Raw genomic sequence first — 17832 nt, 5'->3', positions numbered from 1 at the left:
TGTCCTGACCTCTCAAGCCTCCTTGGGACGCATCACCAGCCACATCAGCGCGCCGCCCGCCAGCACCAGGAAGGGCGCCATGGCCATATTGACCGCATTCCAGCCGTCCACCGGATTGCCGCCGGAGCAGTTCATCAACCCGCCGGAGGCTAGCGACGCCATGGTGACACCGCCAAAGACCAGCAGGTCGTTCAAACCCTGCATCCGGCCTTTCTCTTGGCTGTCATGGGCGCCGGCCAGCATGGTGGTGGCGCCGATAAACCCGAAGTTCCAGCCAAGGCCAAGCAGCACAAGCGCGATGAAGAAGTTTTCCAGTTCAACGCCTTGCAGCGCAACGGCGCCGGCGCCAGCAAGTATGATCAAACCCGCAGCGACAATCTTCTCCACGCCGAAGCGGGTAATCAGGTGTCCGGTGAAGAAGGACGGCACATACATCGCCAGAACGTGGAACATCACCACATCGGAGGCATTGCCCTGTGTGAAACCGCATCCCACAACAGCCAGCGGGGTCGAGGTCATGACAAGATTTATCAACGCATAGGAAACCATTGCACAGATGACAGATACGGCAATAACCGGCGTTTTCAGCAGCTCAAGGCGGCTGCGGCCCCTAGGGCTGTCTTGGCTGGGCGCTGGTGGTTTGGGAATATCCAGAAGCAGGAACAGCGCCGCGCCGAACACATTGACGGCAATCACCGTCAGATAGGTGCCAAGAAACGGAATAACAAAGGCTTGGCTGGTCAGCTTAACCAGTTGCGGGCCGATCAGCGCGGCTGCCAGTCCACCCGCCATCACATAGGAAATCGCCTTGGGGCGGAACGCCTCTGAGGCGGTGTCGGCTGCTGCGAAACGGTAGAACCCATGTGCGCTCATGTAGACGCCGGTGAGCAGGCTGCCGAACAGAAAGATCGGGAAGGAGCCCAGATACAGACCGTAAGCGCCAATCAGGCCGCCCATGGCGCCAAAGGCAGCACCGGTGAAGAAACCGGCACGGCGGCCCCAGCGCTGCATGATCGCTGAGATCGGCGTGGCCGCCAGCATCGAACCGCCCACGATCAGCGAGATCGGCAGCGTCGCAAAGCACGGGTTGGACGCCAGCGACTGACCCGCGAGCCCGCCAACGATAAAGATCATCGGCATCTGCGCGCCGAGGATCGCCTGGGCCAGCACCAGGATGGCAACGTTTTTCTTGGCGACCGCGTCGCTGGGGGTAGTCATGGTCATGCTCATATGGGATGCGTAGCGGTGAACCGGGAGCGGGGCAAGGCGCTTGCCGCGCTGGAGGGCCGCCCATTTGCCGCGGCCAAAGGGGGTGACGTGGCGTCAGAACAGAAACTGTTCCTGCCTGGAGTTGGCCGGATCATTCAGTGTAGCGACTGCGTCTCCGAAGGCGCGGACTGGCTGGCGGCGCAGGACCGCCGGTTTGCCGAAGCGCTGGAACAGACTGGTCCGCTGCCGCTGAGGCGCAAGCCCGAAGGCTTTGCCGAGCTGCTGAGTGCAATTGTCAGCCAGCAGGTGAGCGTGGCCTCTGCCAGTGCCATCTGGAAGCGGATGAAAGAGGCCAAGCTGACCGGGCCGCGTAAGATCCGATGGGCGAGCGATGAAGAATTACGCGCAGCGGGCCTTAGCCGCCAGAAGATCCGCTATGCCCGGGCTTTGGCGGAGGCGCGTATTGATTTCAAGGCGTTGCGCACTGCGCCTGATGCGGAGGTGATTGCTACGCTGGTGCAGGTGCCGGGGATTGGCGTCTGGACCGCTGAAATTTACGCGATGTTTTCGCTGGGCCGCGCTGACGTGTTTGCCCATGGCGATCTGGCCCTGCAAGAGGCTGCACGTGTGCTGTTCGATCTGCCTGCGCGCCCGAAGGAGCGGGAGATGCGGCAAATCGCGGAGGCCTGGTCACCGTGGCGGTCGGTTGCGGCGCGCATTCTGTGGGCCTATTACCGGGTGGCGAAGGACAGGGAAGGAATCCGATAACTCGTGTACTGAATGCCGGCCGCAAGGAGCCGCTCTCCGGCGAAACCCGCTCCGTTGTGGTGTTCCTGCATGGCTATGGCGCCAATGGCGCGGACCTGCTGGGGCTGGCCGATCCGCTGGGCGAACATCTGCCGGATACGCTGTTTGTCGCGCCTGACGCGCCAGAGTCCTGTGCCGGTGCGCCGTTTGGATTCCAGTGGTTCCCGATTCCCTGGATCGACGGTTCCTCGGAAGAGGAAAGCATGCGCGGGATGCAGGCCGCGGTCGAGGATCTGAACGCCTTCCTTGATGCGCTGATGGTGGATGAGGACGTGCTGCCGGAACAGGTGGTGTTGTTTGGTTTCAGCCAGGGCACAATGATGAGCCTTCATGTGGCACCGCGGCGCGAAGATGCGGTTGCCGGGATCGTTGCCTTCTCCGGCCGTCTGCTGGCACCGGAGCTGCTGAAGGATGAGGCGGTGTCCAAGATGCCGGTTCTGCTGGTGCATGGCGATCAGGACGACGTGGTGCCGGTGCAATCGCTGCCCGAGGCTGCTGAGGCGCTGCAGGAGGCCGGTTTCCAGGATGTGTTTGCCCATATCCAGAAGGGCACGGCCCATGGCATCGCACCGGATGGGTTGAGCGTCGCACTGGCCTTTATGCGGGATAAGTTAAGTCTGTAACAGATTGAAAAATTTGGGTTTTGGAGCACCCTTGCGGATCAGTAGGACCACAGGTGCGGCTCCGCAATCTCAATTGAATTTCCTGCCGGGTCCCGGAAGTAAACGGACCGGGGCCCATGCGGCCAATCAAATTCCGCCTCAATTTCAACTCCTGCTGCCTGCAGCCTGCCGCGCATTTTCAGCAGGTCGTCGCGCGACATGGCAAAGCAGACGTGCCCTGGCCCCCTGGTCCCATGCGGAGGGACCGGCAATCGGGGATTGCCTGGCGGCTTAACTGTTTCTGCCGCATTGAACAGCAGCAGAACGGAATTGCCGCAGCGGAAGAACACATGGCGGTTGCCGGCACGTTGGACCTGCTCCAGCCCGAGGATGCCGCCGTAAAACTCTTCAGCCGTATCCAGATCATCCACATAGAGCGCGGCTTCGAGGATGGCTTGCGGTGCAGGGGCTTGGGGCAGCATAGCCCGCAGGCTATCAGCGGCGGCGGGGCCTGTCACCTTTTGCCGGGCGCGCGGATGCGGCCTTGGGCCTGCGCAGCGGTTTTTGCGAGGGTTTGGGCGGGCCGGGTACGCGGGGCGGCTCCAGGTCCTCCCAGGCGCCCTGCGCCAGCCTGTCCAGCGTCCAGGCGCCAATGCTGTAGCGGATCAGCCGCAGGGTCGGATGCCCGACAGCCGCAGTCATGCGCCGCACCTGGCGGTTGCGCCCCTCGCGGATGGTGAGCGCGATCCAGCTGTCCGGAACCGTCTTGCGCACCCGGACAGGCGGCGTGCGCGCCCAGAGCCCGGGCGGTTCAGGGATCCTCCGGGCCTGCGCGGGCCGGGTCATCCCGTCTTTTAATTCAACACCTTCGCGGAGCAGGTTCAGAGCTTCGTCACTGGGGACCCCCTCAACCTGCACCCAGTAGGTCTTCTCAAGCTTGTGCTTGGGATCGGTAATCCAGGATTGCAGCCTGCCGTTGTCTGTCAGCAGCATCAGCCCTTCGCTGTCCCGGTCAAGCCGTCCGGCGGCATAAACACCGGGGCAGTCGATATACTGGCTGAGCGTTGCGCGCGGGCTGTCCTGACTGCCCCGGTCAGTGAACTGAGGCAGAACATCATACGGTTTGTTGAAACGGATCAGGCGGGTCATGAAATGGCAATAGGCGCGCAGCCGCGGCAGGGCAAGAGGAACGGATCCAGCCGCACTGGGGTTAACTGTCACGGGCATGTCATGGAATCGCGGCAGCGTACTCCCGACATATTGTAGGTTGTCAGGGCTTGTCAGGCGCTAACCACGATATATAGTCAATGTTAGGCTGGGGCGGGTTCCCCGCTCTGGTTCCGGAAATCGGAAGATCAGGGCGAGGAAGACGTTCAAAAATGGATGGCGATTTCAGAGCAGAGTTTGTCAGATCTCCGGGGGCGCTGAAACAGCACCCCGCGCTGGTGTTGAATGCGGACTACCGGCCACTGTCCTACTACCCATTGTCCTTGTGGTCCTGGCAGGATGCGGTGAAGGCTGCCTGGCTGGACCGGGTGGCGATCGTGGCCGAGTATGACGAGGTGGTGCACAGTCCGAGCACTGAGATCCGAATACCGTCTGTGGTGGTTCTGAAAGATTATGTAAAACCTCAAAAGCGCGTGGCCTTCACGCGCTTTAATTTGTTTCTGCGGGATGAATTCCGCTGCCAGTATTGCGGCAGCAAGGGTGAGCTGACCTTTGACCACGTTGTGCCGCGCGCCGCAGGCGGGGTGACCAGCTGGGAGAATGTGGTCGCGGCCTGCAGCCCCTGCAATCTCAAGAAAGGGTCCAAGTCACTGCACCGGGCCGGCATGTCGCTGCGCAAACCGCCGCGGCGGCCAGGGGCAGAAGAGCTGCGCAATACAGGCCGCAAGTTCCCGCCGAACCATCTTCACGAGAGTTGGATGGATTTTCTGTATTGGGATACCGAACTGGACGCCTGAAAACGCCAACACTGGGGCGCGAAGGGTTTCGGCCTTTCCACCTGCAAAGGGCGTACTGCTGAGAGAGCAGCAGTTCCGATCCCCAGGAATGCCGCGTGCAAGCCCCGTTAAACTGATGCAGGTGAAAAGGCCGAAGATGCAGGCGGCCTCGTTTAGGGCGTGCCGCCTTGCATTCTGCTTAAGTGACTTCAGCTTTTGGCGCGCTGAAGCATTCCGAACAGATCACGCGGATCATCCGGGTCTGCCAGCATGTCCAGGTCGATGAAATAATCGGTGCCCTTGATGCGGTCGCGGATGTAGCGCAGTGCCGAGAAATCCTCGATCGCAAAGCCAACGCTGTCAAACAGGGTGATCTGGCGGTCGCCAGTGCGGCCCTGTTTCTGGCCCGTGATGACTTCCCACAGCTCAGTCACGGCAAAATCCTCCGGCATCTGTTGGATTTCGCCCTCGATCCGGGTTTGCGGCGGGTATTCGACAAACACGTCTGAGCGGCTGAGAATGCCTGCCGCCAATTCGGTCTTGCCGGGACAGTCGCCGCCGATGGCGTTGATATGCACCCCGCTGCCGACCATGTTGTCCGTTAGGATAGTGGCATATTGTTTGTCCGCGGTGCAGGTGGTAAGAATCTGAGCGCCTTCAATGGCTTCTTCCGGTGTCTTGCAGCTGACCACCTCAATTCCCAGGCCTTGCAGATTGCGCGCGCATTTCTCGGTGGCTGCAGAATCCTTGTCATACAGGCGGACGGATTTAAGGCCGATGATTGCCTTCATCGCCAGGGTTTGGAATTCAGACTGGGCACCGTTGCCGATCATCGCCATGGTGGTTGCGCCTTTGGGTGCCAGATACTTGGCTGCCATTGCTGAGGTCGCCGCAGTACGCAGGGCGGTCAGCATGGTCATTTCGGTCAGCAGTACCGGATAACCGGTATAGACGTCCGCGAGCAGGCCAAAGGCGGTGACAGTCTGCAGCCCCTCGGAGGTGTTCTTAGGGTGGCCGTTCACATATTTGAACCCGTAAGCCTCCCCATCCGAGGTCGGCATCAGTTCGATCACGCCGACTTCGGAGTGGCTGGCTACGCGCGGGGTCTTGTCGAACAGCTCCCAGCGCTTGAAGTCCTCTTCGACATAGTCCGCCAAGTCGCGCAGCATCTGCTCGATGCCAACGTGATGAATGAGGCGCATCATGTTATCGACGCTGACAAAAGGCACCAGTGCCTTGTCCGAAGGCTGTGTCATGCGGATTTCCTTTCACGGGGGCTGAGGTGGATGCCTGCCAGCATGCAGCGCACCGACCCGCCTGCGGTTTCGATGGTTGGAATGGTCAGGGGCAGCGGCTCGGCGCTCTGCTCAATGGCCGATATCTGGTCTGACCGCAGCGCCCGCAGCGCTTTGGCAGAGAGAGCCAAAATGCGGCTGCGGCCAGTCAGTTCCAGGGCATTGCCGGCAAAGCTGGCGATTTGCGCTGGCGTCAGGTCAATGACGCGGCGGCCGGTTTCCTCCAGCCGTGCCGCAACTTCGGCACGGCGGGCGCGATCTACGATCATATCCAGGCAAATCAGCGCGTAGTCGGTGCCGATGCCCATCAGAACATTGGTGTGGTAAACGTCCCGGCCCGCATCATCTTTGGCTTCGAACACCATGGGTTCAAAGTTGAAATGGGTGCAGAAGCGTTCCAGCAGCACCGGGTCGGCACGATTGGATTTAACCGTGTAAGCAATGCGCCCGATATGGTCGAGCACCATTGCGCCGGTGCCTTCCAGCGACAAACCGTCCTGCTCCAGACCGGAATAGTCGATCACATCCTGCACGCGGTAGTCGTGCTTCAGAAGTTCGATCACATCCCAGCGCCGTTCCTTGCGCCGGTTTTCGGCAAACATCGGGTAGACTGCAACGTGGCCGCCAGCATGGGTGGAGAACCAGTTGTTGGGAAACACGCTGTCCGGTGTATCGGTGGTGGTGTCGTCGAATACATGCACCTTAACGCCGGCGTCGCGCAGGGCTTTCACCGCACCGTCAAACTCCGCCAGTGCTTGGGCAGAGGTTGCTTGAGCCGAGGTATTTGCGAGCGATTGAAAGGCGTTATCACCCTTTGTTTCCGGGTTGGAGCAAAAGTGGTGGGGCCGGATCATCACCACTGCTGAGGGGGCTTGCAGGCTGCTCACTGGTAGCTCCGTGTCGGGCGGTCAAAGACGCGGCGTCCAAGCGCTGAGGCGCAGAGGTCGACCATCAGGTGCGCGGTGCGGCCGCGCTCGTCCAGAAACGGGTTCAGCTCAACGAGGTCCAGCGAAGTCATGAGGCCGGAATCATGCAGGATTTCGCAGACCAGATGCGCCTCCCGCACGGTTGCGCCGCCGGGCACGGTGGTGCCGACGGCAGGAGCCACGGAGGGGTCCAGGAAGTCGACGTCTAGCGAGACATGCAGCATGCCGTTGGCCTGGGCCACTTGCTCCAGGAAGCGGTTCAGCGGTCCGGCGATGCCGTTTTCGTCAATATGGCGCATGTCGTGGGTGAGGATGCTGCTGCCTTCCAGCGCCAGGCGCTCCTGGGTGTCGACAGAGCGCAGGCCGATCATGCAGACATTTTCCTGCGGCACCGGGTTGGCAACTTCAGGAAAGCCCTCGAAACCATTGCGGCCAGTGAAATATCCAACCGGAGTACCGTGCAAGTTTCCGCTGTCTGTCGTTGCTAGCGTGTGAAAGTCGGTATGCGCGTCGAGCCACAGGACAAACAGCGGCCGGCCGGATTTGGCCGCATGGTTGGCGGCACCGGCGACGGATCCCAGCGACAGCGAATGATCGCCGCCAAGAAAGATTGGCATGCCGCACTCCAGCGCATCCTCGGCCGCCTGCGCCAGGCGAGAGGTCCAGCCGATGGTTTCGTTGCGGGCAAAGATCAGCCCGTCATTTGTGTCCGCAGCGTGGCTGTCCGGGGCCAGATTGCCGAGATCTTCGACGGTGTGGCCGAGGCTTCGCAATGCGTCTGCGATACCGGCAGTGCGGTAGGCATCGGGCCCCATCAGGCAGCCGGCTCTGCGTTTGCCGCTATCTACCGGGGCGCCAATCAGGATGCAGTGTTGTGCGGTCACTGTTTTGATCTCCCAAATTCTCAGGTTTAGTACTAGAAACTTCCGAAACGTGATGGATTCCAGCAAACAATTTGCTCATAATGGGCTGCAATTGATCATTGTGGGGCAGGGTATGGACAAAACGGATGAGCGGCTGGTGTCAGCGCTTCGGCACAATGCACGGGCGTCGCTGTCGGACCTTGCGTTGGAGTTGAACCTGTCGCGCACGACGGTGAGAGCGCGGATAGAACGGCTGCAGGCGCGGGGTGATATTCTAGGTTTCACCGTTGTGCTGAAGGAGGACGTGCTGCGCGATCCGGTGCGCGGGCTGATGATGATCGGGATCGAAGGGCGCGGCACCAGCCGGATCACCCGGCAATTGCAGGGGTTGCCGGAGGTGCGGGCGATCCACACCACCAACGGGCGCTGGGACCTGATTGTCGAATTGGGTACCGAGACGCTGGAAACTCTGGATGCGGCCTTGGCCAAGATCCGGACGTTCGAAGGTGTGGTGAGCAGCGAAACCAATCTGCTGCTGGCAACCAAGAAGGACACCTGACACGGTTCAGGTTTCTCAATGCGGCCAGTGTCTTGACGGACGCATTGAAGCTTGCTGGAAGGTTAAGGCTGTTTGCGGATGTGATTGGCCGCAGCGATCCACAGCAGCGCAAGGCCAAAGGACGCGATGGCGTTCCAGCTGGCCATGGAAAGCGACAGCATCTCCCACGGAACCTCGTCACAGCGCACCAGCGGCGCGGCCATGATCTGCTCCATCAGCTGGTCCGGCGACAGCCCGCCAATCGGTCCGGAGGTGCAGGTGGAGGGGCCTTCCCACCAGCCGCGCTCCACCCCGGTGTGATAGGCGCCGGCTGCGGCGGTCGCCAGTGCAGCCAGTGCGCCCAGATACGGCAGCAGCGCGCCAGGGATGATCAGCGCAAGGACGCCGATGCCAGCCGCAGCGGCATGGGGATAGCGTTGCCAATAGCAGAGTTTGCAGGGGGCCATTTCGCCAATGTACTGGAACCCCAGCGCCCCCAGCAAAAGCGCAGCGGACCCGGCGGCGGCCAATACGATCAGAAGCCTGTGCATGATCAGATGAACCTCACCATCAGGAAGCCGCCGAACAGGATCACCATAAAGACGGTGAACACCAGTCCCAGGCGGCGTTCAATGAAATCGCGGACCGGGGCGCCGAATTGCCACAAAAGGCCCGCCACGATGAAAAAACGCAATGCCCGTGCAAGGATAGAGGTGGCAATGAAAGTGCCAAGCGGCATTCCGGTCCAGCCCGACATGATAGTAATCACCTTGTAGGGGAATGGTGTGATGCCCGCACCCAGCACCGCCCAGAACCCGAAATCGTTAAAGCGGGTGTTGAACTCCGTCATGGCGCCGCCCTTGCCCATGGCCTCCAGTACCGGCTGCCCGATGCCTTCATAGAAGAAGGCGCCGATGGCATATCCCAGAACACCGCCGGCCACTGAAGCGATCAGTGCCACAAGTGCGATCAGCCATGCACGCGATGGACGGGCCAGGATCATCGGGATCATCAGCACGTCTGGCGGAATCGGAAAGACAGAGCTTTCAACAAAGGCCACAACCGCCAGGCACCACAGCGCCTTAGGGTGATCGGCGAGCGCCATTGTCCGGTCGTATAGCGGTTTCAGCATGCGGCGCCCTGTGTCCTCAACGGGTTTTGCCAAGGGAGGTGGCATGTGCATAGCGCCTCGTCAACCGTTGAGGCCTGTGAATTTGCCACAGCTGCTTTTTTCGGAAGCCAAAGCCCGTTTTGCCTATGGACCTTGGCCGCGAGCTTGGCTAGGAACAGGGCGCGGCCCAAGTGGCGGAATGGTAGACGCAGGGGATTCAAAATCCCCCGCTGGTGACAGCGTGCCGGTTCGAGTCCGGCCTTGGGTACCAATAAAAACAAAGGCCTGCAGCGTGTTTTTGCTGTGGGCCTTTGTTTTTTCTTTCACCAGCTGCCGCTACCGCCGGGCTTGGCCCGGCAGACTTTGCAAAGACGCAAGATTAACGGCTGTCTTTCAGTCCGTAATCGGCAAAGGCCGCTATCACCTCGGCCATTTCGCCCTGGCTCAGGATATGCGGATTGCCTATCGTTAGGCTTGCCACGTAACTCTTTGCCAGGGTTTCCAATTCCCCCATTCGCCAAAGCGCCCGCTGCAAGCTTTCGCCGGTGGCAACCGCACCGTGGTTTGCCATCAGGCAAGCACTGCGGTTCTGCAAAGCCTGAGTGATGTTGTCCGAAAGCTGCTTGCTGCCAAACAGCGCGTAATCAGCGACCGGGACGTCGCTGCCGCCAAAGGCTGCCACCATGTAGTGGCACGCGGGAATAACCCGGCGGTTCATGGCCAATGCGCAGCAATAGACAGGATGGGCATGGATCACCGCATTCACGCCCGGCTTGGACTGCAGAATGGCCAGGTGAAACGGCCACTCAGTCGAGGGCTTCAGCTGTCCGTCTGGTGCCGGGCTGCCGTCCAAAGGCAGGCAAACCAGGTCTTCGGGCGCCATATTCCCGTAGGGGACACCGGACGGCGTGATCAGCATGTTGCCGCCTGCGCGCACGGAAATGTTTCCAGACGTGCCCTGGTTGATGCCGGTTGCATTCATTTCCAGGCAGGCGCTGATCACAGCCTGCCGTACCTCAAGGCAGTCCTGGTACGGAGGTTTCACGCAATGCTCTCCCGCAATCAGGCTGATTGTACTGCGGCCATTTCCGGAAACAGGCTGGCAAGCCCGTCTTCGGAAGCTTCGCAGATGCCGCGTTCCGTGATCAGCCCTGTAACCAACCGGTTCGGGGTCACGTCAAAAGCCGGGTTTCCGCCCGGGGTTCCATCGGGTGTCACCTGAACCACACCGATTTCCCCGGCGCCGGTCTTCCCCTGAACATGAGTGATCTCGCGGTCGCTGCGCTCTTCAATCGGGATCTCGGCAACGCCGTCGGAGACTGTCCAGTCGATGGTCGGCGAGGGCAGGGCAACATAGAAGGGCACGCCGTTGTCCTTGGCTGCCAGCGCCTTCAAGTAGGTGCCGATCTTGTTGCAGACATCGCCGCGGCGGGTGGTGCGGTCTGTGCCGGTAATCACCAGATCCACCTGGCCGTGCTGCATCAGATGGCCGCCCGCATTGTCAGTAATATAGCTGTGGCTTATCCCATGGCTTCCAAGCTCCCAGGATGTCAGCGCGCCCTGATTGCGCGGGCGGGTTTCATCGACCCAAACATGGATCGGTATGCCGGCATCATGTGCCTGATACATCGGGCTGGTGGCCGTGCCCCAATCAACCGTTGCGATCCAGCCGGCGTTGCAATGGGTCAGCAGCCGGACCGGTTCTCCGGCGGGCTTTGCTGCGGCAATTTCTTTAATAAGCTCAAGCCCATGCGCACCTATGCTGCGGTTGATGCCGACGTCTTCGTCCGCGATCTCATGGGCCAGTGCCAATGCGGCGGCTGCCCGGTCCTCCGCCTTGAGAGGGCGCAAATGGCTGCGGCAGCGGTCCAGCGCCCAGCGCAGGTTGATCGCTGTCGGCCGGGTCGCGTTGAGGAAGCTCCAGGCGTTATCCATTGCCGTATCTGATGGGTCCAGCCGCATTGCCAGCGCCATGCCGTATGCGGCCGTCGCTCCGATCAGCGGCGCACCGCGCACCCGCATTTCGACAATCGCATCGGCAAATTCCTGCAGTGTGTTCACTTGCTGAATGCGAAAGTCATGCGGCAGCCAGCGCTGGTCGATGATTTGCAGCGCGTCTTTGTCGTGATCCCACCACAGAGAGCGGTAATGCGTACCATTCACTTTCATCGGAAAACCCCTTCGTGTTGCGGCGCAGCCTCTGAGGCCAATAGTCCGGAAGATTGGCCTCTGGTTTCTCTGAAATGCGGCCAGCACGCAAGGTTTCGTTGCGTCAGGGGGCGGATTTCCAGGATTATTCCCGGCGGAATGGCCAGCGCCCGGCGTGTGCAGCTTGCAGATGTGCGCTGGCGCGGTATTCAATAGGGTAACTTTATGGTTACCGGCCGGTTTTCCGGGAAATCCTGCCGTGTGGAATTCTTCTGATAAATTGAAAGGCTCAAGGATGATGTGTTTCTGGAACAAGGGCCTGGCCGGCGGGGCCGGACTGGCGGTAGCGGCGGCCCTAAGCCTGGCAGGCGCCGCTCCTGTATTTGCGCAGCAACAGGGGGCAGCCCCAAAGGTGTCCGTCTCTGAGGCGGTGATCAAGCCGGTCAAAGACACCGCGACATTCATCGGCCGCGGCGAGGCGATCGACAAGGCTGACATTATGGCGCGGGTCAGCGGCTACCTGGAGGAAGTACTGGTCAAGGACGGCGCCGAAGTCGAAAAGGGCGATGTCCTGTTCCGGATTGAACGCAGCGCTTACGAGGCCGTGCTGGAAAGCCGCCGGGCGGAACTGGCGCAGGCTGAGGCCAGCTTGGAACTGGCATCGCTGGACCTGGCACGCAAACAGGAACTGTTTGAGCGCGGATCCGTGCCGGAAGCAGACCGGGATACCGCGCGCGCCAATGAACTGGTGGCTGAGGCGCAGGTGAGGGCCGCGGCGGCCGCAATCCGGCAGGCGGAACTGGACCTCAGCTATACCGAGGTCCACGCACCGTTTTCGGGCCGCGTCGGGCGGGTGCAGGTCAGTACCGGCGATGTGGTCAGCCCCAGCGGATCGCCTTTGGTCAACATCGTGCGCGAAGCTCCTGTCTATGTGTCGTTCTCGCTGAACGAAAAGCAGTTTGTCGAAATACTTCAGGAATTGGAGGCAGAGGGCATCGACCGCTCCAACACTGAAACTGCGCCAGAGGTCTTTGTTGTGCTGCCCAATGGGGCTGAGCTGGAAGAAAAGGGAAAGATTGCCTTTGCCGGCAACCGCGTTGATCCCGCCACCGGCGCTGTAACGGTGCGGGCAGAGTTTCAGAACGGCGATGGCCTGATCCTGGATGGCGCCTTTCTGACTGTGGGCCTTCAATCGCAGGAGGCTGTCGACCGCATCATCATCAGCCAGGCAGCAATCCAGCGTGATCAGCAGGGGCCGTTTGTGCTGGTGGTGGATGCGCAGAACCAGGTGCAGCAGCGCTATATCGTCACCGGTGATGTTCAGGGAACCGGCATCATCGTTCTGGACGGGCTGACCAAGGGGGAAACCGTTGTGGTCGAAGGGCTGCAGAAAATCCGCCCCGGCGTCGAGGTCGACCCGGTGATGGCCGCGCAGGCTGGAGAATAAGCGATGTTTTCCTCCACTTTCATATCCAGGCCGAAATTCGCGATCGTCATCTCCTTGGTGCTGACGGTCATGGGGGTGATCGGTTACTTTGCACTGCCAGTTGCGCAGTTTCCAGAGATCACGCCGCCGGTGGTCAATGTCACCGCAAGCTACCCCGGTGCCAATGCTGAGACGGTTGAAAAAAGCGTCGCTGCACCGATTGAGGCGCAGGTCAACGGGGTGGACGGGATGCTCTATATGTCCTCCACCTCCGCTGACAACGGCAGCTACTCGCTGGCGGTGACGTTTGAGGTCGGGACCGACCCCGATATCGCTTCAGTCAACGTGCAGAACCGTGTCGCACAAGCGGTCGCTGCTCTGCCTGCTGAAGTCACGGCAAATGGCGTCGTCACCCAGAAAAGCTCCTCCAACATGCTGCTGGTTGCGGCGCTGACGTCCCCTAAGAGGTCATATGACAGCGTGTTTCTGTCGAATTATGCCGCGATCAACATCAAGGATGCGCTGGCGCGTGTGAACGGGGTCGGCAAGGCGGATATCCTGACCAACTTCGAATATGCCATGCGGGTCTGGCTGGACCCGAACAAGATGGCTGGTTTGGGGATTTCACCTGGCGACGTGATCAACGCCGTGCGCGAGCAGAACATCGAGGTGTCCGCAGGGCAGGTGGGCGCGCCGCCGGTTCCTGGCGACCAGGTGTTTCAATACACGATCAAATCCAAGGGTCGCCTGACCGAGGTCAGCGAGTTCGAGGACATCGTGATCCGTACAGGCGATGGCGGCAGCACGGTACGCCTGAGGGATATTGCCAAAGTGGAACTGGGGGCCTCCAACTACAGCTCCTCCGGCTACTTTGACGGCGTGCCGGCGACTATTCTGGCAGTCTATCAGGCGCCGGGTGCCAATGCGCTAGCGGTGTCCGAAAATGTCCTGGCAGAACTGGACCGGCTGTCGCTGGATTTCCCCGACGACGTTTCCTATTCGGTGCCTTTCAACACGACTGATTTTGTCGAGCAGTCGCTGAATGATGTGATCTCCACCCTGATGATGACCTTTGTTCTGGTGATCTCCGTGGTTTTCATTTTCCTGGGCTCCTTCCGTGCCACTATCATTCCAGCAGTGGCCATTCCCGTCTCGCTGATCGGCACCTTCGCATTCTTGCTGGCGTTGGGGATGTCCCTTAACACCATTTCTCTTTTTGCGCTGGTGCTGGCGATCGGGATTGTGGTCGATGATGCCATCGTGGTCGTGGAGAACGTCGAGCGTATCATCGCAGAGGAGGGGCTGCCCCCGGCGGAGGCCACGCGCAAGGCGATGGGCCAGATCACCGGACCGGTTATTGCCACGACCCTGGTGCTGCTGGCAGTGTTTGTGCCGGTCACCTTTATGCCGGGCATAACCGGCAGGCTGTATTCGCAATTTGCCGTGACAATTTCGGTCGCAGTGGTGATTTCCTCGGTCAACGCTTTGACGCTGTCGCCTGCCTTGTGCGCAATCGTGCTGAAAGCCCGTTCCGGCCCGCCCAAGGGGCTGCTGGCGATGTTCGAGAACATGATCGGCGGTGTGCGCAGCGGCTATCTCAGCATCGTTACCAGGCTGCTGCGGCTTCCAGTCATTGGCCTTGCGATCATCGCGGCCGTGGCCTTTGGCACCGGAACGGTCTTCAACTCCACCTCCAAGGGCTTCCTGCCAGCTGAGGACAACGGATACCTGTTTGTCGATGTTCAGCTGCCGGACGCAGCGGCGCTGGGGCGGACAGAGGCCGTGACGCGCAGGATTGATGAGCAGATCCGCCAGATTCCGGGCGTGCAGGGCACCGTACTGGTCAACGGGTTCAGCCTGCTGAACGGAGCCAGCGCCAATGGTGCGATGATCATTGCCAACCTGGCCCCTTGGGATCAGCGGCAGGAGGAGGCATTGCAGCCAAATGCGATCCTGGGTCAGATCTATGGCATCGCCAATGGCGAGGCTGCGGCCAGCATCGTTGCCTTCAACCCGCCGCCGATTTCCGGTCTGGGCATGTCCGCAGGTGTGGAGATGGCGGTGCAGCAGACCGCAGGCGGCACCCCGCAGGATCTGGCGCAGTCGGTGGGGTCTTTGGTTTACTCCGCCAATCAGCGGCCTGAGATCGCCCAGTCCTACACCACCTTCCGCGCCAATGTGCCCCAGGTCTTCGTCGATCTGAACCGGGAAAAGGCCAAGACGCTGAACGTGCCGATTGCCGAGGTGTTCCAGACCATGCAGGCGCATCTGGGGTCTTATTATGTCAACGACTTCAACCTGTTCGGCCGCGTTTACAAGGTGATGCTGCAGGCGGAGGGCTCCTACCGGGACAAGATCGAGGATATCGGCGGTCTTTATGTGCGGGCCCAGTCAGGTGAGATGGTGCCGCTGTCGACCCTGATCGACGTCGAGAACGTGCTGGGGCCGGTGCTGCTGAAGCGGCACAACATCTTCCGTTCGGCTACCGTCACTGCAGTTCCAGGGGCAGGCCTGTCTACGGGCGATGCTATCCGCGTGATGCAGGAAGAAGCCGCGACAGCGCTGCCGCCGGGCTATGCCTTTGAGTGGACCGGCACCGCGCAGCAGCAGCTGGATTCGGCTGGTCTGGTGACCGTGATCCTGGCGATGGCGGTGCTGTTTGGCTATCTGTTCCTGGTGGCGCAGTATGAGAGCTGGACAATGCCGGTTGCCATTCTTTTGTCGGTGATCGTGGCGCTGTTCGGGGCGGTGGCTGCTGTTGCCATAGCCGGAAATGACATCAATCTTTACACACAGATCGGGATGATCATGCTGATCGGCCTGGCGTCCAAGAATGCCATTCTGATTGTGGAATTCGCCATGGAGCAGCGGGCCGCCGGCCTCAGCATTCGCGAAGCTGCGCAAGAGGCCGCGAAACAGCGCTTCCGTGCGGTGATGATGACAGCCTTGTCCTTCCTACTTGGTGTGGTGCCCCTGCTGATCGCATCGGGCGCCGGCGCGGCCAGCCAGCGCGCAATCGGGATCGCGGTCTTTGGCGGCATGCTTGCAGCAACCGTGCTTGGCGTCATTGTTGTGCCGGTTCTATATGCGATGATGCAAGGCCTGCGGGAACGGGTCAAAGGCGCGCCCGCAGCCAGTCCGGCAGAATAACGTCAATCGCTCCGCCAGGTGAAATACTGGCGGAGCACCTGTCTTCTGTGCGGAACAGGTTGAGCCGGCAAGGCTCAGGCTTCAGGCCCGGACACAACGCGCCCGCAGCCCGCGTTCATGCGCTGCAGACAGGATCAGCTGCCATTTCCGCGGAGTGGAGCGGAATTCCGGCTCTACATCACAGGTCAAGGGCGCATTCGCATCGCCGGGTATTCTACGGGCGGCAGCGGAAACACAGCGTTCCAGCGCCCAGAAATCCGTCAAAGACGGGTTGTCGGTAATCACTTGGCTCAGCAGCATTGCCGCAGCCTCCCTGTAAATTCTGTCCGCCAAATTAATTCTTGAACAGCGGATCAATTTTTTATGTGCAGCGTATTAGCGTCATTTTCTGCAATTGTCACCAGCGGGTGTTGGGAAACGGCTGAAAATCGCCGGAAATCATTCAAAATGCTGCGGAACGGGGAAGGGTGCCTTCGCAGGCGGAGTGGCTGCAAAGAACCGGCGAAAGAATTTTTTCCTGGCAAGAAAAATCTTTGTGTCCTGAGCCCCGATCCGCCAGCCACCTGGCGGGGAAAAATCTGTAACTTGCGTCAATATCGTGTAAAAACACGCTTCACCGGGTGCGTCAATAAATCTCACTCTTGACTTGGGGAGGTGCCGGTGAAACCCTTCTGCGCGTGCAAAATAAACGGCACGCGCCCTGCCTGGCAGGCCGGAAACAATGGCAGCAAAGAGACTGCTAATCCAGGTCGCTGCCTCTCAGGCGGGCTGCAAATCATAAGACAAGTGGGAGAGACTTGATCATGAAACACACCAAGTTTGCTATCGGTGCATTGGTGGCGGCGTCCTTTGCGGCACCCGCAGCATTTGCTCAGGAATACATCACCATCGGCACCGGCGGCGTGACCGGTGTATATTACCCGACCGGCGGCGCCATCTGCCGTCTGGTGAACAAGGGCCGCAAGGAGCACGGCTTCAAATGCGCCGTCGAATCCACCGGCGGCTCGGTCTACAACGTAAACACAATTAAAGAAGGTGAACTGCAGTTTGGCGTGGCTCAATCCGACATTCAGTTCAACGCTTACAACGGCGTAGTTCAATTCGAGGGCCAAGCTTTTGAAGGTCTTCGTGCAGTGTTCTCGGTGCACCCGGAACCCTTTACCGTCGTGGCCCGTGCTGACGCTGGTATTTCCTCCTTTGATGACCTCAAAGGCAAGCGCGTCAACATCGGCAACCCGGGTTCCGGCCAGCGCGCAACGATGGAAGTTTTGATGGGTGCAAAGGGCTGGGGCATGGAAGAATTCGCCCTGGCGACAGAGCTGAAGGCGGCGGAGCAGTCCGCGGCGCTCTGCGATAACCAGATCGACGCGATGATCTACACCGTTGGCCACCCGTCCGGTTCCATCCAGGAAGCCACCACCGCCTGTGACTCGGTGCTGGTGACCGTTGACGGCGAAGCGGTTGAGAAACTGGTTGCCGACAATTCCTTCTACCGCACCGCAACCATCCCGGGCGGCATGTACCGCGGGTCCGACAATGACACCAGCACCTTTGGCGTCGGCGCGACCTTCGTGACCTCCGCCGACGTTTCTGAGGATGCTGTATACGCGGTGGTCAGCTCGGTCTTTGAAAACTTCGAAGCCTTCCAGAAGCTGCACCCGGCATTCGCCAACCTGAAGCCGGAAGAGATGATCGCAGACGGCCTGTCAGCGCCGCTGCACCCGGGCGCTGCCAAATACTACAAAGAAAAAGGCTGGATCGAGTAATTCGCCAGAGAATAGGAACGGGGCGCACCACGCGCCCCGTTTTCGCCT

At 60.4% G+C, this 17832-nt stretch carries 18 protein-coding genes and 1 tRNA gene; 8 read left to right on the top strand and 11 right to left on the bottom strand.

The features are described 5' to 3' along the window. Positions 1-12: 12 nt before the first annotated feature. The gene (locus ACXAEK_RS15535; protein WP_475043251.1) at positions 13-1230 is read right to left on the bottom strand and encodes an MFS transporter; all 1218 of its coding nucleotides are present in this window, start codon (positions 1228-1230) and stop codon (positions 13-15) included. Between ACXAEK_RS15535 and ACXAEK_RS15530 the strand changes: the two genes are divergently transcribed. Next, complete coding sequence (locus ACXAEK_RS15530) at positions 1231-1977, top strand: DNA-3-methyladenine glycosylase family protein (RefSeq protein ID WP_475043250.1); 747 nt, start codon at positions 1231-1233, stop codon at positions 1975-1977. Further along, positions 1974-2639, top strand: coding sequence for an alpha/beta hydrolase (locus tag ACXAEK_RS15525; protein WP_475045285.1), 666 nt, complete (start codon positions 1974-1976; stop codon positions 2637-2639). Before ACXAEK_RS15530 ends, ACXAEK_RS15525 begins: the two co-directional genes overlap by 4 nt. A gap of 38 nt (positions 2640-2677) precedes the next feature. Here ACXAEK_RS15525 and ACXAEK_RS15520 read toward each other — a convergent pair whose 3' ends face one another. Both ACXAEK_RS15520 and ACXAEK_RS15515 read right to left on the bottom strand, forming a co-directional pair. Beyond that, positions 2678-3100 (bottom strand): VOC family protein, encoded by a 423-nt coding sequence (locus ACXAEK_RS15520; RefSeq protein ID WP_475043248.1) that lies wholly within the window; start codon positions 3098-3100, stop codon positions 2678-2680. A gap of 13 nt (positions 3101-3113) precedes the next feature. Further along, positions 3114-3767, bottom strand: a complete 654-nt coding sequence (locus tag ACXAEK_RS15515) for a pseudouridine synthase (RefSeq protein ID WP_475045284.1) — start codon at positions 3765-3767, stop codon at positions 3114-3116. Between the two features lie 230 nt (positions 3768-3997). On the opposite strand from ACXAEK_RS15515, the gene ACXAEK_RS15510 reads away from it, so the two are divergent. Further along, complete coding sequence (locus ACXAEK_RS15510; protein ID WP_039123724.1) at positions 3998-4582, top strand: HNH endonuclease; 585 nt, start codon at positions 3998-4000, stop codon at positions 4580-4582. A gap of 188 nt (positions 4583-4770) precedes the next feature. On the opposite strand, the gene ACXAEK_RS15505 is transcribed toward ACXAEK_RS15510, so the two are convergent. From ACXAEK_RS15505 to rocF, 3 genes are read right to left on the bottom strand one after another with little or no spacing between them, the layout of a single operon-like run. After that, positions 4771-5817 (bottom strand): ornithine cyclodeaminase, encoded by a 1047-nt coding sequence (locus ACXAEK_RS15505; protein WP_475043246.1) that lies wholly within the window; start codon positions 5815-5817, stop codon positions 4771-4773. Then, entirely contained in the window at positions 5814-6743 is a 930-nt protein-coding gene (ctlX, locus tag ACXAEK_RS15500; RefSeq protein WP_475043243.1) for a citrulline utilization hydrolase CtlX, read from the bottom strand. The genes ACXAEK_RS15505 and ctlX overlap by 4 nt, the downstream gene beginning before the upstream one ends. After that, positions 6740-7666 carry an arginase gene (gene rocF / locus ACXAEK_RS15495; RefSeq protein WP_475043242.1) on the bottom strand — a complete coding sequence of 309 codons (927 nt, stop codon included), beginning with the start codon at positions 7664-7666 and terminating at the stop codon, positions 6740-6742. The genes ctlX and rocF overlap by 4 nt, the downstream gene beginning before the upstream one ends. 112 nt (positions 7667-7778) lie before the next feature. On the opposite strand from rocF, the gene ACXAEK_RS15490 reads away from it, so the two are divergent. Beyond that, positions 7779-8204, top strand: coding sequence for an Lrp/AsnC family transcriptional regulator (locus ACXAEK_RS15490; RefSeq protein WP_065267363.1), 426 nt, complete (start codon positions 7779-7781; stop codon positions 8202-8204). Positions 8205-8266: 62 nt separating this feature from the next. Here ACXAEK_RS15490 and ACXAEK_RS15485 read toward each other — a convergent pair whose 3' ends face one another. Both ACXAEK_RS15485 and ACXAEK_RS15480 read right to left on the bottom strand, forming a co-directional pair. Next, complete coding sequence (locus tag ACXAEK_RS15485) at positions 8267-8734, bottom strand: disulfide bond formation protein B (protein WP_475043240.1); 468 nt, start codon at positions 8732-8734, stop codon at positions 8267-8269. Positions 8735-8736: 2 nt separating this feature from the next. Beyond that, positions 8737-9315: a YqaA family protein gene (locus ACXAEK_RS15480; RefSeq protein ID WP_475043238.1), complete on the bottom strand. Its 579-nt coding sequence runs from the start codon at positions 9313-9315 to the stop codon at positions 8737-8739. 164 nt (positions 9316-9479) lie between these two features. On the opposite strand from ACXAEK_RS15480, the gene ACXAEK_RS15475 reads away from it, so the two are divergent. Further along, positions 9480-9565 (top strand) — tRNA-Leu (locus tag ACXAEK_RS15475). 108 nt (positions 9566-9673) lie between these two features. Here ACXAEK_RS15475 and ACXAEK_RS15470 read toward each other — a convergent pair. Both ACXAEK_RS15470 and mtnA read right to left on the bottom strand, forming a co-directional pair. Beyond that, positions 9674-10339, bottom strand: coding sequence for a class II aldolase/adducin family protein (locus ACXAEK_RS15470; RefSeq protein ID WP_475043236.1), 666 nt, complete (start codon positions 10337-10339; stop codon positions 9674-9676). Positions 10340-10356: 17 nt separating this feature from the next. Continuing rightward, positions 10357-11463 (bottom strand): S-methyl-5-thioribose-1-phosphate isomerase, encoded by a 1107-nt coding sequence (gene mtnA / locus ACXAEK_RS15465; protein WP_475043235.1) that lies wholly within the window; start codon positions 11461-11463, stop codon positions 10357-10359. A gap of 274 nt (positions 11464-11737) precedes the next feature. On the opposite strand from mtnA, the gene ACXAEK_RS15460 reads away from it, so the two are divergent. Both ACXAEK_RS15460 and ACXAEK_RS15455 read left to right on the top strand, forming a co-directional pair. Then, a complete protein-coding gene (locus ACXAEK_RS15460) occupies positions 11738-12889 on the top strand; it encodes an efflux RND transporter periplasmic adaptor subunit (RefSeq protein ID WP_475043233.1) in 1152 nt (383 codons plus the stop codon). 3 nt (positions 12890-12892) lie between these two features. Further along, positions 12893-16018 (top strand): efflux RND transporter permease subunit, encoded by a 3126-nt coding sequence (locus tag ACXAEK_RS15455; protein WP_475043232.1) that lies wholly within the window; start codon positions 12893-12895, stop codon positions 16016-16018. 81 nt (positions 16019-16099) lie between these two features. Here ACXAEK_RS15455 and ACXAEK_RS15450 read toward each other — a convergent pair whose 3' ends face one another. Further along, entirely contained in the window at positions 16100-16318 is a 219-nt protein-coding gene (locus ACXAEK_RS15450) for a hypothetical protein (protein WP_475043230.1), read from the bottom strand. Between the two features lie 503 nt (positions 16319-16821). On the opposite strand from ACXAEK_RS15450, the gene ACXAEK_RS15445 reads away from it, so the two are divergent. Beyond that, the gene (locus ACXAEK_RS15445; protein WP_475043228.1) at positions 16822-17784 is read left to right on the top strand and encodes a TAXI family TRAP transporter solute-binding subunit; all 963 of its coding nucleotides are present in this window, start codon (positions 16822-16824) and stop codon (positions 17782-17784) included. The last annotated feature ends 48 nt before the right edge of the window (positions 17785-17832 follow it).

The organism is Leisingera sp. ABM4_101 (genome assembly GCF_056158725.1).
Note: the sequence above shows the minus strand (reverse complement) of the source record. Positions and strands in the feature narration are given on the sequence as shown.

Bases quoted from the DNA above. Each gene is read 5' to 3' on its own strand.
- ACXAEK_RS15515 (WP_475045284.1), bottom strand. From the start codon at position 3,767: ATGACCCGCCTGATCCGTTTCAACAAACCGTATGATGTTCTGCCTCAG.
- ACXAEK_RS15450 (WP_475043230.1), bottom strand. From the start codon at position 16,318: ATGCTGCTGAGCCAAGTGATTACCGACAACCCGTCTTTGACGGATTTC.
- ACXAEK_RS15490 (WP_065267363.1), top strand. From the start codon at position 7,779: ATGGACAAAACGGATGAGCGGCTGGTGTCAGCGCTTCGGCACAATGCA.
- ACXAEK_RS15460 (WP_475043233.1), top strand. From the start codon at position 11,738: ATGATGTGTTTCTGGAACAAGGGCCTGGCCGGCGGGGCCGGACTGGCG.
- ACXAEK_RS15480 (WP_475043238.1), bottom strand. From the start codon at position 9,315: ATGCTGAAACCGCTATACGACCGGACAATGGCGCTCGCCGATCACCCT.
- ACXAEK_RS15485 (WP_475043240.1), bottom strand. From the start codon at position 8,734: ATGCACAGGCTTCTGATCGTATTGGCCGCCGCCGGGTCCGCTGCGCTT.
- ACXAEK_RS15535 (WP_475043251.1), bottom strand. From the start codon at position 1,230: ATGAGCATGACCATGACTACCCCCAGCGACGCGGTCGCCAAGAAAAAC.
- ACXAEK_RS15530 (WP_475043250.1), top strand. From the start codon at position 1,231: ATGGGATGCGTAGCGGTGAACCGGGAGCGGGGCAAGGCGCTTGCCGCG.
- mtnA (WP_475043235.1), bottom strand. From the start codon at position 11,463: ATGAAAGTGAATGGTACGCATTACCGCTCTCTGTGGTGGGATCACGAC.
- ACXAEK_RS15505 (WP_475043246.1), bottom strand. From the start codon at position 5,817: ATGACACAGCCTTCGGACAAGGCACTGGTGCCTTTTGTCAGCGTCGAT.
- ACXAEK_RS15455 (WP_475043232.1), top strand. From the start codon at position 12,893: ATGTTTTCCTCCACTTTCATATCCAGGCCGAAATTCGCGATCGTCATC.
- ACXAEK_RS15510 (WP_039123724.1), top strand. From the start codon at position 3,998: ATGGATGGCGATTTCAGAGCAGAGTTTGTCAGATCTCCGGGGGCGCTG.
- ACXAEK_RS15520 (WP_475043248.1), bottom strand. From the start codon at position 3,100: ATGCTGCCCCAAGCCCCTGCACCGCAAGCCATCCTCGAAGCCGCGCTC.
- ACXAEK_RS15445 (WP_475043228.1), top strand. From the start codon at position 16,822: ATGAAACACACCAAGTTTGCTATCGGTGCATTGGTGGCGGCGTCCTTT.